The organism is Micromonospora sp. 050-3 (assembly GCF_046549335.1).
Classification (GTDB): domain Bacteria; phylum Actinomycetota; class Actinomycetes; order Mycobacteriales; family Micromonosporaceae; genus Micromonospora; species Micromonospora trifolii.
Genome location: NZ_JAJPVX010000003.1, coordinates 763,623 through 775,780 on the forward strand (window position 1 = coordinate 763,623; position 12,158 = coordinate 775,780).

At 71.4% G+C, this 12,158-nt stretch carries 13 protein-coding genes; 11 read left to right on the forward strand and 2 right to left on the reverse strand.

Annotated features, from left to right (window positions below; translation table 11 throughout):
- Positions 1–90 precede the first annotated feature (90 nt).
- The 4 genes from ACLJOK_RS31600 (at position 91) to ACLJOK_RS31615 (ending at position 4,500) form a co-directional block, all read left to right on the forward strand.
- A complete protein-coding gene (locus ACLJOK_RS31600) occupies positions 91–1,380 on the forward strand; it encodes a M16 family metallopeptidase (protein ID WP_410822122.1) in 1,290 nt (429 codons plus the stop codon).
- Entirely contained in the window at positions 1,377–2,714 is a 1,338-nt protein-coding gene (locus ACLJOK_RS31605) for a M16 family metallopeptidase (protein ID WP_410822123.1), read from the forward strand. The genes ACLJOK_RS31600 and ACLJOK_RS31605 overlap by 4 nt, the downstream gene beginning before the upstream one ends.
- 162 nt (positions 2,715–2,876) lie before the next feature.
- Entirely contained in the window at positions 2,877–3,902 is a 1,026-nt protein-coding gene (locus ACLJOK_RS31610) for an aspartate-semialdehyde dehydrogenase (protein WP_410822124.1), read from the forward strand.
- A 157-nt stretch (positions 3,903–4,059) separates the two neighbouring features.
- Positions 4,060–4,500: a PPOX class F420-dependent oxidoreductase gene (locus tag ACLJOK_RS31615; protein ID WP_410822125.1), complete on the forward strand. Its 441-nt coding sequence runs from the start codon at positions 4,060–4,062 to the stop codon at positions 4,498–4,500.
- Positions 4,501–4,515: 15 nt separating this feature from the next.
- Here the strand turns inward: ACLJOK_RS31615 and ACLJOK_RS31620 are convergent, their stop codons facing one another.
- A complete protein-coding gene (locus ACLJOK_RS31620) occupies positions 4,516–5,097 on the reverse strand; it encodes a nucleotidyltransferase family protein (protein ID WP_410822126.1) in 582 nt (193 codons plus the stop codon).
- 101 nt (positions 5,098–5,198) lie between these two features.
- Between ACLJOK_RS31620 and ACLJOK_RS31625 the strand changes: the two genes are divergently transcribed.
- From ACLJOK_RS31625 to ACLJOK_RS31655, 7 genes are all read left to right on the forward strand, one after another.
- A complete protein-coding gene (locus tag ACLJOK_RS31625; protein WP_410822127.1) occupies positions 5,199–5,882 on the forward strand; it encodes a TMEM175 family protein in 684 nt (227 codons plus the stop codon).
- Positions 5,883–5,954: 72 nt separating this feature from the next.
- Positions 5,955–6,371 (forward strand): CBS domain-containing protein, encoded by a 417-nt coding sequence (locus ACLJOK_RS31630; RefSeq protein WP_091405600.1) that lies wholly within the window; start codon positions 5,955–5,957, stop codon positions 6,369–6,371.
- 212 nt (positions 6,372–6,583) lie between these two features.
- The gene (locus ACLJOK_RS31635; protein ID WP_355500961.1) at positions 6,584–6,955 is read left to right on the forward strand and encodes an SCP2 sterol-binding domain-containing protein; all 372 of its coding nucleotides are present in this window, start codon (positions 6,584–6,586) and stop codon (positions 6,953–6,955) included.
- Positions 6,955–9,015: a glycogen debranching N-terminal domain-containing protein gene (locus tag ACLJOK_RS31640; RefSeq protein ID WP_410822128.1), complete on the forward strand. Its 2,061-nt coding sequence runs from the start codon at positions 6,955–6,957 to the stop codon at positions 9,013–9,015. Before ACLJOK_RS31635 ends, ACLJOK_RS31640 begins: the two co-directional genes overlap by 1 nt.
- Positions 9,016–9,110: 95 nt before the next feature.
- Positions 9,111–9,863, forward strand: a complete 753-nt coding sequence (locus ACLJOK_RS31645; RefSeq protein ID WP_410822129.1) for a lysophospholipid acyltransferase family protein — start codon at positions 9,111–9,113, stop codon at positions 9,861–9,863.
- 80 nt (positions 9,864–9,943) lie between these two features.
- Positions 9,944–10,552 carry an isochorismatase family protein gene (locus ACLJOK_RS31650; protein ID WP_410822130.1) on the forward strand — a complete coding sequence of 203 codons (609 nt, stop codon included), beginning with the start codon at positions 9,944–9,946 and terminating at the stop codon, positions 10,550–10,552.
- Between the two features lie 4 nt (positions 10,553–10,556).
- Complete coding sequence (locus ACLJOK_RS31655; protein ID WP_410822131.1) at positions 10,557–11,537, forward strand: GlxA family transcriptional regulator; 981 nt, start codon at positions 10,557–10,559, stop codon at positions 11,535–11,537.
- Here ACLJOK_RS31655 and ACLJOK_RS31660 read toward each other — a convergent pair.
- Entirely contained in the window at positions 11,419–12,141 is a 723-nt protein-coding gene (locus ACLJOK_RS31660; RefSeq protein ID WP_410822132.1) for a hypothetical protein, read from the reverse strand. The genes ACLJOK_RS31655 and ACLJOK_RS31660 overlap by 119 nt on opposite strands.
- Positions 12,142–12,158: the final 17 nt, after the last annotated feature.

Here is a 12,158-nt window from a genome sequence, read left to right on the forward strand (position 1 = left end):
CCCCGCACGACGGCTCCGATGCCGCCCGGGTCGGCTCGCCGACCGACCGCACGTCACCTTTCCGCCCCCGAGATCGGATAGCGTCGGGGCATGCCCGACAGCGGTTACCCCTGGCCCATTCAGACGTCCCGACTGGACAACGGCCTGCGCGTGGTGGTGAGTGAGGATCGCACCGCGCCTGCCGTGGCCGTCAACCTCTGGTACGACGTCGGCTCCCGGCACGAGCCGGCCGGGCAGACCGGCTTCGCCCACCTCTTCGAGCACCTGATGTTCGAGGGCTCGGTGAACGTGGCGAAGACCGAGCACATGAAGCTGATCCAGGGCTCCGGCGGCTCGCTCAACGCCACCACGAACCCGGACCGGACCAACTACTTCGAGACGGTCCCGGCCGAGCACCTGGAGTTGGCGCTCTGGTTGGAGGCCGACCGGATGGGCGGCCTGGTCCCCGCCCTCACCCAGGAGACGCTGGACAACCAGCGGGACGTGGTCAAGAACGAGCGCCGGCAGCGCTACGAGAACGTGCCGTACGGCGATGCCTGGCTGCGGTTACTGCCGCTGCTCTACCCGCCGGGGCACCCCTACCACCACGCGACGATCGGCTCGATGGCCGACCTGAACGCCGCCGACCTGGCCACCTTCCAGGCGTTCCACCAGACCTACTACGCGCCGAACAACGCGGTGCTCACAGTGGTCGGCGACGCCACCGCCTCCGACGTGTTCGCGCTCGCCGACAAGTACTTCGGCGCGCTGCCCGCCCGCGACGACATCCCGCCGGCACCGGACGGCCGCAATGTCCCAGCGACCGGGCAGACGGCCGTCGAGTCGGTGAGCGCCGACGTGCCGGCGCCACGGGTCTACATCGCCCACCGCAGCTACCCGTTCGGCAGCCCGGGATACAACGTGATCACCGTGCTCGCCACCATCCTGGGCAGCGGCCGGGGCAGCCGGCTCTACCAGCGCCTCGCCGACGGCGAGCGGATCGCACAGCCGGATCTGGTCGGGGCGTACGGGGTGGACCTCGCACACGCCCCGGCACCGCTGATCGCCACCGCCACCGCCCGCCCCGGAGTGAGCGCCGAGCGGCTGGCCGAAGGGCTTGCCGACGTCGTCGACGAGCTGGCCACAGTGCCGGTCACCGCCGCCGAGCTGGATCGGGCCAAGGCGTTGCTCAGCACCGGGTGGTGGCGTCAGCTGTCGACAGTCGACGGCCGCGCGGACCTGCTCGGCCGGTACACCACGCAGTTCGGTGACCCGGCCCGCATCGCCGAGCAGTTGCCGGCCCTGCTCGCTGTCACCGCCGAGCAGATCGCTGAGGCCGCCGCCGACGTGCTCGCCACCGACCGGGTGACCCTGACCTACCTGCCCGAGGAGACCTCATGACGCTGATCGCCGACCGTCCCGGCCCGGGCGCCGCCCGCCCGTACCGGTTCCCGCCGGTGGTCCGCCGCGCCGCGGCCGGTGGTCAGGTCGTCGCCGCGCACCTGCCGGGGCAGAACCTCGCCGTGGCCCTGCTGCTGCTCGACGTGGGCGCGGGCCAGGAGCCGGTGGGCAAGGAGGGCCTGTCCGGTGTGCTGGCCAAGGCGCTGGAGGAGGGGACCGCGCAGCGGGACGCCGCCGCGTACGCGCTCGCCGTCGAAGGGCTCGGCACCGCGCTGTCGACCGGTCTGGACTGGGACTCGTTCCAGGCCAGCGTGGTGATCCCGGTGGACCGGCTGAGTGCGGCAGTGGAACTGCTCGCCGAGGCGGTCCGGACGCCCAAACTCGACCCCGCCGACGTACGCCGGGTCCGCGACGACGAGGCGACCGCGCTCCGGATGGACTGGGCCAACCCCGGCCCGCGCGCCGACGCCGCGCTGCGCGCCGACCTGTTCGGCGCGCAGAACCGCTGGGGACGGCCGATGCACGGCGACCCGGAGTCGGTCGCCGGGTTGGACGTGGAGGACGTCACGGTCTTCCACTCCGAGTGGTTCCTGCGCCCCGGCACCCTGATCGTCGCCGGTGACCTGGACCGGATCGACCTGGACGCGCTGGCCGCCGCGGCGTTCGCCGGCACCGGTGGTGGCCCCGCCGTGCGGGGCGGCCCCATCGAGGTGCCGCTGCACAGCGAACGGCGGATCATCCTGGTGGACCGGCCCGGCTCGGTGCAGTCCACGCTGCGGCTGGGCCACCCGTCACCACACCGGGCGCACCCCGACCACGTACCGATGACGCTCGCCGGCACTGTGCTCGGCGGGGCGTTCACCTCCCGACTCAACCACCTGCTGCGCGAGGTGCACGGCTACACCTACGGCATCCGGGGCGACTTCGCGGCATCGCGGCGGTTCGGTCGGTTCGCGGTCAGCTCCGGTGTGCAGACGGCCGTCACCGCGCCGGCCCTGGTCGAGGCGGTGGGCGAGATCACCCGTACCCAGGCCACCGGGGTGACCGAGGACGAGCTGGAGGTGGCCCGCTCCTGGCGCGCCGGGCAGCTCTCGGTCGAGTTGCAGAGCCCCCGGGCGATCGCCTCCGCGCTGACCACCCTGGTGGTGCACGACCTGCCGGACGACTACCACGCGCGGCTGCGCGAGTCGCTGCTCTCCGCCGACGTGGACCAGGTCTCCGCGGCGGCAGCCACCCACCTGCACCCGGAGGCCCTCACCCTGGTCATCGAGGGCGACGCCGCAGTGATCCGCGCCGACCTGGAGTCCACCGCCCTGGGAACACTCATCCCGTGACCCCCGCCGGACAACGCCGTTGATCAAGAGGTTTGCGTCATCCGGAGCACGGTCCCTGACGCAAACCTCTTGATCGACAGTTGTGGGGCGGGGTGTGAGGTGGGACCCGGGGGGTGGGAAAGGGGTCCCGGTTTCGGGGGTGGGGTCGGTAGCCTCGCGGACATGAGGATCGGCATTGTGGGGGCCACCGGCCAGGTCGGTGGCGTGATGCGGCAGGTGCTGGCGAAGCGGGAGTTCCCAGCGGAGCAGGTGCGGTTGTTCGCCTCGGCGCGGTCCGCCGGGCGGGCGCTGCCGTGGCGCGACGGCGAGGTGATCGTCGAGGACGCCGCGACCGCTGACTATTCCGAGCTGGACATCGTGCTCTTCTCGGCCGGTAAGGGCACCGCTCGGGAGTTGGCGCCCCGCGTCGCCGCGGCCGGCGCCGTGGTGATCGACAACTCGTCGGCGTTCCGGATGGACCCGCAGGTGCCACTGGTGGTCGCCGAGGTCAACCCGCACGCCGCCCTGGACCGCCCCAAGGGCATCATCGCCAACCCCAACTGCACCACGATGGCCGCGATGCCGGTGCTGCGTCCTCTGCACGCCGAGGCTGGCCTGGTCGGCCTGGTCGTCTCCACCTACCAGGCGGTCTCCGGCGCCGGGCTGGCCGGCGTCGCCGAACTGGACGAGCAGGTCCGCAAGGTGGCCGAGCATGCCGCCGGGCTGGCCTTCGACGGGTCGGCCGTGGAGTTCCCCGCGCCGCGCTCCTTCGCCCAGCCGATCGCCTTCAACGTCCTCCCGCTGGCCGGTTCGATCGTCGACGACGGCTCGTTCGAGACCGACGAGGAGCAGAAGCTCCGCAACGAGAGCCGCAAGATCCTGGAGATCCCTGACCTGTTGGTCTCCGGCACCTGCGTCCGGGTGCCGGTGTTCACCGGGCACTCGCTCCAGATCAACGCCCGGTTCGCCCGGCCGCTCACCCCGCAGCGCGCCCACGAACTGCTGGCCGCCGCGCCCGGGGTGGCACTGACCGACGTCCCGACGCCGTTGCAGGCCGCCGGCCAGGACCCGACCTACGTGGGCCGGATCCGCGCCGACGAGACCGTCGAGTACGGGCTGGCCCTGTTCTGCTCCAACGACAACCTGCGCAAGGGCGCCGCGCTGAACGCTGTGCAACTCGCCGAGCTGGTCGCCGCGGAGCGCCGCTGACCGGCACGATCGCCGAAACGCCGAGCCCTCGCCGTACGTCGGCGGGGGCTCGGTGCCGTTCCGGGTGGTCGCCCTGCCGTTCCGGGGTGGTCGCCCGCGGCGGCCGGCCGGTCGTGCTTGGATGGGTCGGAGACGATCGTCCAACCTGGAGGACACGATGCCGGATGACAGCACCCAGCAGGCGTTGACCGATCTGGTGGCCGGGCGCTCGATGGGCGTGCTCGCCACCATCAAGCGGGACGGGCGTCCGCAACTGTCCACGGTGCTCTACTCCTTCGACCGGGACGGTGGCCTGATCCGGGTCTCGGTCACCGACGGCCGCGCCAAGACCGCCAACCTGCGTCGCGACCCGCGTGCCAGCCTCCACGTCAGCAGCGAGGACGGCTGGGCGTACGCGGTGGTCGAGGGTCGCGCCGAAATGACCCCGCCGGCCACCGAGCTCGGCGACGACACGGTCGAGGAGTTGGTGGCGCTCTACCGGGGGCTGAGCGGCGAACACCCCGACTGGGACGAGTACCGCCAGGCCATGGTCGACGAGGGACGGATCGTGCTACGCCTGCACGTCGAGCGGCTCTACGGCATGCCGCCCCGAGGCTGACCCGCCCACAGCCGATCAGCCCGGCTCGATCACTGTCACGCCGGGCCAGCGCTGCGCCGGCCGGTGCCGGGCCAACCGCTGCCGCGACCGGGCCACGTCCACCCGGGCCGGGTTGTGCCGCCACACCCCGCCCAGTAGATCCGTCAGGCCGTACGGGGCGCAGACCTTGAGCCGGTCGACCGGGTCCAGGCGGACGGCCACCGCTGTCGCGTACTCCGGCCAGGTGGCGACCGCCTCGGCCACGCTGCGGTACGGCTCGATCGGGTCGCCGCCGAACTTGGCCGCGTACCAGGTGTGCACCGCCGCCTGGTTGCGCGCCTGCCACGGCGGCTGCGGCCACATCCCCGCCAGCCGGGCGGTGGCCCGGTCGTCGTCGACGCGGGTCAGTCTCGCCGGGTCGAAGAAGACCACGTCCACGTCGCGGACCCGCGCCGGGTCGAACCCGTCGCCGTACCGTTCGCCCCAGACCAGGTCGCGCAGGGCGCCCGCGCCGATCCAGGCGTCCGGCAGCCCGGAGTCACGCACCACTGTCAGCGCCCGGGTCAGCCAACCGCTGCCGGCGACCAGGTCCCGCAGTTTCTCCTCGCCCGTCATCATCCGCCCACCGTAGGCAGCGGAGACCAAGCGCGGGTGCGCCGCCCGTCGACGGGTATACCGACCTGCTTTGCCGTTGTGGGACGTCGGGGAGGGGGTGGGCGATGGGCGCCGGCACGAGCAGCGACGAGACCGGCCCTGCGGGCCCGACCCTGCGGCGGGAGACCTCCCGGCTGCTGTCGTTCAGCGACGGGGTCTTCGCCATCATCATCACGCTGCTGGTGCTCGACCTCCAGCCGCCTCGGGTCGGCCGCGGTCAGTTGCTGCACGCGCTGGTCGAGCAGTGGCCGGCGTACCTCGCCTATGTCACGTCGTACGTGTACGTGGCGGTGGGCTGGCTGAACCACCGAGCCGCCTTCAACCGGGTGGTGAACAGCGGAAAGGCCCTCCAGTGGTACAACCTCGGGGTGCTGTTCAGCACCGCGCTGCTGCCGTTCGCCACCTCGGTCGTCTCGCGGGCGATGCGCGACGGCGACCAGGCGGACCAACGGACCGGCGTGGTCGTCTACGGTCTGGTCGGCGTGCTGGTCTCGGTGAGCTGGCTGGGGCTGTACCACTACCTCGCCCGGCATCACGATCTGCTGGACCAGACGGTGCCGTTCGGGTTCTTTCCGGCCGAACGGGCCCGGGCCGCGGTCGGCCTCCTGGGGTACGCGCTGGCGATCCTGGTCGGATTCCTGGCCAGCCCGCTGTTCGCGCTGGTGATCTTCCTGCTGCTGCCCGCGTTCTACAGCCTGACCAGCAGCGGCCTCTACGAACTGCGACGCCTGCGGCACCCGCGTCGATAGGCCGGGGCCGTCGGCGTTACCCCCTCCCGCGCGACGGGTAGACGGCCGTGCCGACACCGAGAGAGGAGCACCATGACAACGGTCGGAGAGTTCATGACGACCCGGTTGGTGACGATGGACGGCAACGACACGCTCATCGCCGCCGCGCAGGAGATGCGTGACAGCGCGATTGGCGATGTGGTGGTGACCGACGGTGACAGCGTGGTCGGCATCGTCACGGACCGGGACATCACGGTTCGAGGTGTCGCGGAGAACATGGACCCGGGCTCGACCCGGTTGAGCCAGATCACCACTCGCGACGTGATCACGGTGAGTCAGTACGACGATGCCGTGGCCGCCGCGGACCTGATGCGGACGTACGCCGTACGCCGACTTCCGGTGATCGACGACGGGCGCCTGATCGGCCTGGTGTCGATGGGTGACCTCGCGGTCGAGCGCGAACCGCAGTCGGTCCTGGCCGACATCAGCGCCGACGACCCGAACAACTGACCCGTCCGCCGCGGCGCGCGCCGGCTCTCCCTTTCCGGGAGGGCCGGCGCTGTGGCGTCCCCACCGGGGCGGGGCGGTGGCTCACCCGAATGGGGCGAGGTTGATCGGGGGCGCGGCGGGGACCCGTGCGGGGACGTGCAACGCCGGCCGTCCGTGCGACGCGAGCGCGGTGGGTGGGATCCCCGGCCCGGCAACTGGGAGGAGTGGACCCGATGGTGGACGCGACCACGAGGTTCTTCGAGGACCTGGACCGGCGGGGGTACGAACCTCTGCTGGCCAAGACCTCCGGGACGCTGCGGATCGACCTGCACGAGGGGGCGCAGACCTGGCACTGGCTGCTGAGGATCGACCACGGCCGGCTGAACGTCAGTCAGGAGGACCAGGAGGCCGACACGGTGATCGGCGCGAGCCCGGTCCTCTTCGACGACATCGCCTCGGGGCGCGAGCACGGCCTGGCCGCGCTGTTGCGGGGGGACATGACGGTGTCGGGCGACGCTCGTCTCGTCGTACAGGTGGAGCGGATCTTCCCGGGTTCCCCGGACGCCCGTGGGCCGCGTCGGCGATTCGCCGGGGAGGTGCACTGATGGGGCAGAGCAACACGATCCGGATCCTGGACGGCAACACGTTCGTCGTCTGCGAGGACACCGGTGACATCGAGGCGACGCCGAGCGAGCCCACCGGGCTCTTCTCCATCGACACCCGGTTCCTGTCGACCTGGGTGCTGACCGTGAACGGTGAGCGACTCAACTCGCTCTCCTACGACGACCTCCAGTACTTCGAGTCGCGATTCTTCCTGGTCCCGGGGATGGCCACGCACTACGTGGACGCGAAGCTGTCGATCATCCGGGAGCGCACCGTGGGCGGCAGCTTCTGTGAGCAGCTGACCATCCTCAACCACGACGAGAAGCCGGTCGACCTGGAAGTCCGGATGGACGCGGCGTCGGACTTCGCCGACCTGTTCCAGGTCAAGGACGAGATCCTGAACAAGAAGGGCGAGATCTACACCGAGGTGGAGTCGGACCGGCTGCGGCTGGGGTACCGGCGGGGGAACTTCCGGCGGGAGACTGTCATCTCGTCGTCGATGTCCGCCCGGTACGACAGCAAGGGCTTCGCGTACACGGTCCACCTGGAGCCCAACGAGCAGTGGGATGCCTCGATCGACGTCCAGACCCACGCGGTCGGGCCCGGCGGCCGGGACCTGCGGTTCGGGCTCCGCAAACACGGCACCGAGCGGCTCGCTCTCCAGCACGACCTGGAGAAGTGGATCGCCGACGCACCGACTGTCAACAGTGAGCACGGCCGGGTGGCCAGCACGTACCGGCGCAGTCTGATCGACCTGGCAGCGCTGCGCTTCTCGCCGTTGTCGCTGGGCGGCGCCACCCTGCCCGCCGCTGGTCTGCCCTGGTTCATGACCATGTTCGGCCGGGACAGCATCCTCACCTGCCTGCAGACGCTGCCGTTCACCCCGCAGCTGTCGAAGACGACGCTGCGCATCCTGGCGTCGCTTCAGGGCAGCCGGTTCGACGACTTCCGGGACGAGGACCCGGGGCGCATCCTGCACGAGATGCGCTACGGCGAGACCGCGGCCTTCGAGGAACAGCCACACTCGCCGTACTACGGCTCGGTCGACGCGACGCCGCTGTTCATCGTGCTGCTCGACGAGTACGAGCGGTGGAGCGGGGACGTCGCGCTGGTGAAGGAGTTGGAGCAGGAGTCACGGGCGGCGCTGAGGTGGATCGACAACTACGCCGACCTGGTCGGCACCGGCTACATCTGGTACGAGCGACGCAACACCGACACCGGCCTGGAGAACCAGTGCTGGAAGGACTCCTGGGACTCGATCTCCTACTCCGACGGCACGCTCCCGCCGTTTCCACGGGCCACCTGCGAGGTGCAGGGGTACGCGTACGACGCGAAGGTCCGCGCGGCCCGGTTGGCGCGCGAGTTCTGGGGTGACCCGGAGTTCGCCGACCAGTTGGAGCGGGAGGCGGCAGAGCTGAAGGAGCGGTTCAACCGGGACTGGTGGGTGGACGACGGCGAGTATTTCGCCCTGGCCCTGGACCCGGACGGCCGGCAGTGCGACATCCTCAGCTCCAACATAGGCCACCTGCTGTGGAGCGGGATCGTCGAACCCGAGCGGGCGGAGAAGCTCGCCGCGCACCTGGTCGGGCCGCGGCTCTTCTCCGGCTGGGGGGTGCGCACCCTCGCCGAGGGGGAGGCCCGCTACAACCCCATCGGCTACCACAACGGCACGATCTGGCCGTTCGACAACTCGTTCATCGCCTGGGGTCTGCGCCGCTACGGCTTCGCCGAGGAGGCCGCGACAATCGCCAACGGCATCCTGGACGCGGCCACGTACTTCGACGGCCGGTTGCCGGAGGCGTTCGGCGGCTACCCGCGGGAGCTGACCAAGTTCCCGGTGGAGTACCCGACGGCGTGCAGCCCGCAGGCATGGTCGACAGGTACGCCGCTGTTGCTGCTGCGCACCATGCTCGGTCTGGAGCCGCACGAGGGTCACCTGGCGGTCGAGCCACGGCTGCCGGTGGGGATGGGTCGCATCGAGGTGCTGGACATCCCCGGTCGTTGGGGCCGGGTGGACGCGTTCGCGCGGGGTCGACTGGACCTGGACAACCTGGGCGACTGACCGACTGGACCGCCGAACCGGCGGTGGCGCGCCACCCGCGTCGCCGCCGGTTCTCCGCCCAGCCGATCCCCAGCCGGTCAGTGTAGATTCTGCGAATGCCGGAGCTCGTGTACCCGCCCGTTATCGCCGCCGCCAAGACGCTGTTCCGGGTCCTCGACCTGAAGATCACCATCGAGGGCGCCCACCACGTACCCCGCACGGGCGGGGCGGTGCTGGCCAGCAACCACGTCAGCTACCTCGACTTCATCTTCGCCGGTCTGGGCGCGAACGCGTCGGGCCGGCTGGTCCGCTTCATGGCCAAGGATTCGGTCTTCACGCACAAGATCTCCGGCCCGCTGATGCGTGGGATGCGGCACATTCCGGTGGACCGGCAGGCCGGCGCGGCCTCGTTCCGCGCCGCAGTGGGCGCGCTCAAGCAGGGCGAGGTCGTCGGCGTCTTCCCCGAGGCCACGATCAGCCGGTCGTTCACAGTCAAGGAGCTCAAGAGCGGCACGGTCCGGATGGCCCGCTCGGCGAAGGTGCCGGTGCTGCCTGTCGCGTTGTGGGGCACCCAGCGCCTCTGGACCAAGGGCCGCCCACGCACCCTGACCCGCCGGCACACGCCGATCACCATCCTGATCGGCGAGCCGATCAACCCGGCGGACTTCCCGGACCCGAACGTGCTGGCCGCCGAGCTGACCACACGGCTCAGCGCCCTCGTCGACCGGGCGCAGCGGGACTATCCGGACACCCCGGCCGGCCCGGACGACACCTGGTGGCAGCCCGCGCACCTGGGCGGCAGCGCGCCCTCACCGGAGGAGGCCGCCGCTCTGGACGCCGCCGCCGAACACCGCGCCCCCAGCGCCTGACGTCCAGTTGGCCGGATCGTTCCGCACCCGGGCAGAATGGTGTCTGCCGGCGCGAACGCCGTCCGACCAGGATCGACGTCATGAGCAGAGCAGCACTCGTCGTGATCGACGTGCAAGAGTCCTTCCGTCAGCGCCCGATCTGGGCGTACGGCTCCAACCCGGACATGATCCGCCAGGTCGACCGGCTGGTGGCTGCCGCCCGGCAGCGCGGCGACCTGGTGGTCTGGGTCCTGCACTCGGAGCCCGGCACTGGCGGGTTGTTCGACCCCGCCCTCGGGTACGTCCGGCTGATCGACGGGCTGGTCCCCGCCGAGGGTGAGCCGACGCTGGTCAAGACCGCGCACAACGCGTTCACCACCACGAACCTCCAGCAACTGCTCACCCACGCGGGCATCACCGACATCACCGCCTGCGGCATCCGTACCGAGCAGTGCGTGGAGACCACCACCCGGGTCGGCGCGGACCTCGGCTACCGGATGACCTTCGTCACCGACGCCACGCTGACCTTCCCCATCCCACACCGGGACCTGCCGGAGACCGCCACGGTCGCGGAGATCCTCGCCGACCCGCGCACCCTGACGAACGAGGAGATCGTGACCCGCACCGAGTACGCGCTGGCCGGTCGCTTCGCGACCATCCGCACAGTGGACGAGGTCACCGGCGCGACCCTCGCCGGCCACCGGGGCTGACGTCGTGACCCGGGTCGTCTTCCTGCTGGTCCCGCAGCTGCACCTGCTGGACCTCGCCGGGCCGGCCCAGGTCTTCTCCAGCGCCGCCGACCTCGGGTACGACTATCAGCTGCACTACGTCGCCGAGCGCGAGCAGGTGCCGACCGTGCAGGGCGTACCCCTGGTCGCCGACACCCGGTGGCCCGAGCTGGCCCGGGACGACCTGGTGATCGTGCCCGGTTGGCGGCCGGCGGCGCACGGGCCGCAGGGGCCGGTGTCGCCCGGCGACCTGCTGCGGCTCGCCGAGCACCACGCGGCCGGCGGCACGGTGGCCAGTGTCTGCGCCGGGGCGTACGCGCTCGGGCGGGCCGGGCTGCTCGACGGCCGACGCTGCACCACCCACCACGAGGTGCAGGACGACCTGGCCCGCCGGCACCCGGCGGCCCAGGTCGTCCGCGATGTGCTGTACGTGGTGGACGACCGGGTGGTCACCTCTGCGGGCATCGCCAGCGGCATCGACGTGGCGCTGCACCTGGTGGCGACCCGACACGGCCCGGCGACCGCCGCGAAGATCGCCCGCACGCTGGTCGTCTACGCCCGCCGCAACGGGCACGAGCCGCAGGCCAGCGCGCTGATGCGGCACCGCTCACACCTGTCCGACTCGGTGCATCGGGTGCAGGATCTGATCGACAGCCGGTACGCCGAGCCCCTGCCCCTGGCCGAGCTGGCCGCCGCCGGCAGAGTGGCCGAACGAACCCTGACCCGGCTGTTCCGGGCGAGCACCGGCCTCACCCCGCTCGGCTACCAGCAGCTGCTCCGCGTGGAACGGGCCGAGCACCTGATCGGGCACGGCACCACAGTGGAAGCCGCCGCGCGGGCGGTCGGCTTCACCGATGCCCGGATGCTGCGCCGCCTGCGAGCCCGCCCCACGCTGTCGGATCAGGTCTTGAACGGTAGTAGTCGTCCCGGGAGTGGAACTCCACAGGCAACGAGCCGGGCAGCGTGATCCGAGTGTCGCCGGCGAGCAGAGCGGGGCCGGCCCGCAGCAGCAGCACGTCGCGCTCCTGGGCCGAGAGGTCGACAAGTTGTGGACGGTTGAGCCGGAACATGGCCACCGCCCGGCGGACCTGCCGAGCCAGCGCCACGACCTCGGCGGCCGCTCCGCTGAGGGCCAACGCCGGCTGCTGAATGGTGCGCAGCGCGTCGCAGACGATCAGCAGCTGCGCCGGGGCGCCCGGCTCGGTCGCCGGCAGCTCCAACCGGGACGGCCACTGCCAGCGGATCTGACCGCTCATCAGGCCGTTCAGTCGAGCGGGTGGTCGGGCCCGGTGCGTGCCGTCGGCGACCAGCGACAGCTGCGAGCCACTGCCCACCCAGCAGATCCGCTGGTCGGTGACGGTCACCGCGACCGGTTCGGGCAGCTGCCAACGGCGTCGCACCTCGCTCGGCCCGAGCAGGTAGCCCGCGACCACCAGCGGGTATCGCCCGAGCACCCGCTCACCGGGCCTCGGTCGCAGGTTGTAGCGGCGGTCCAAGGTCGGGCCCACGTCGTCGTCGGGGGCGTCGAACCGGTGGGGACCGATGAAGAAGGGGGACGCGTCGGAGTGCATCGTCACGACCTTCCGGT

Coding starts and splice junctions, on each gene's coding strand:
- ACLJOK_RS31645 (WP_410822129.1), top strand. CDS start 9,111: ATGCCGGAGCTCGTGTACCCGCCCGTTATCGCCGCCGCCAAGACGCTG.
- ACLJOK_RS31600 (WP_410822122.1), top strand. CDS start 91: ATGCCCGACAGCGGTTACCCCTGGCCCATTCAGACGTCCCGACTGGAC.
- ACLJOK_RS31610 (WP_410822124.1), top strand. CDS start 2,877: ATGAGGATCGGCATTGTGGGGGCCACCGGCCAGGTCGGTGGCGTGATG.
- ACLJOK_RS31605 (WP_410822123.1), top strand. CDS start 1,377: ATGACGCTGATCGCCGACCGTCCCGGCCCGGGCGCCGCCCGCCCGTAC.
- ACLJOK_RS31630 (WP_091405600.1), top strand. CDS start 5,955: ATGACAACGGTCGGAGAGTTCATGACGACCCGGTTGGTGACGATGGAC.
- ACLJOK_RS31640 (WP_410822128.1), top strand. CDS start 6,955: ATGGGGCAGAGCAACACGATCCGGATCCTGGACGGCAACACGTTCGTC.
- ACLJOK_RS31620 (WP_410822126.1), bottom strand. CDS start 5,097: ATGATGACGGGCGAGGAGAAACTGCGGGACCTGGTCGCCGGCAGCGGT.
- ACLJOK_RS31660 (WP_410822132.1), bottom strand. CDS start 12,141: ATGCACTCCGACGCGTCCCCCTTCTTCATCGGTCCCCACCGGTTCGAC.
- ACLJOK_RS31615 (WP_410822125.1), top strand. CDS start 4,060: ATGCCGGATGACAGCACCCAGCAGGCGTTGACCGATCTGGTGGCCGGG.
- ACLJOK_RS31650 (WP_410822130.1), top strand. CDS start 9,944: ATGAGCAGAGCAGCACTCGTCGTGATCGACGTGCAAGAGTCCTTCCGT.
- ACLJOK_RS31635 (WP_355500961.1), top strand. CDS start 6,584: ATGGTGGACGCGACCACGAGGTTCTTCGAGGACCTGGACCGGCGGGGG.
- ACLJOK_RS31625 (WP_410822127.1), top strand. CDS start 5,199: ATGGGCGCCGGCACGAGCAGCGACGAGACCGGCCCTGCGGGCCCGACC.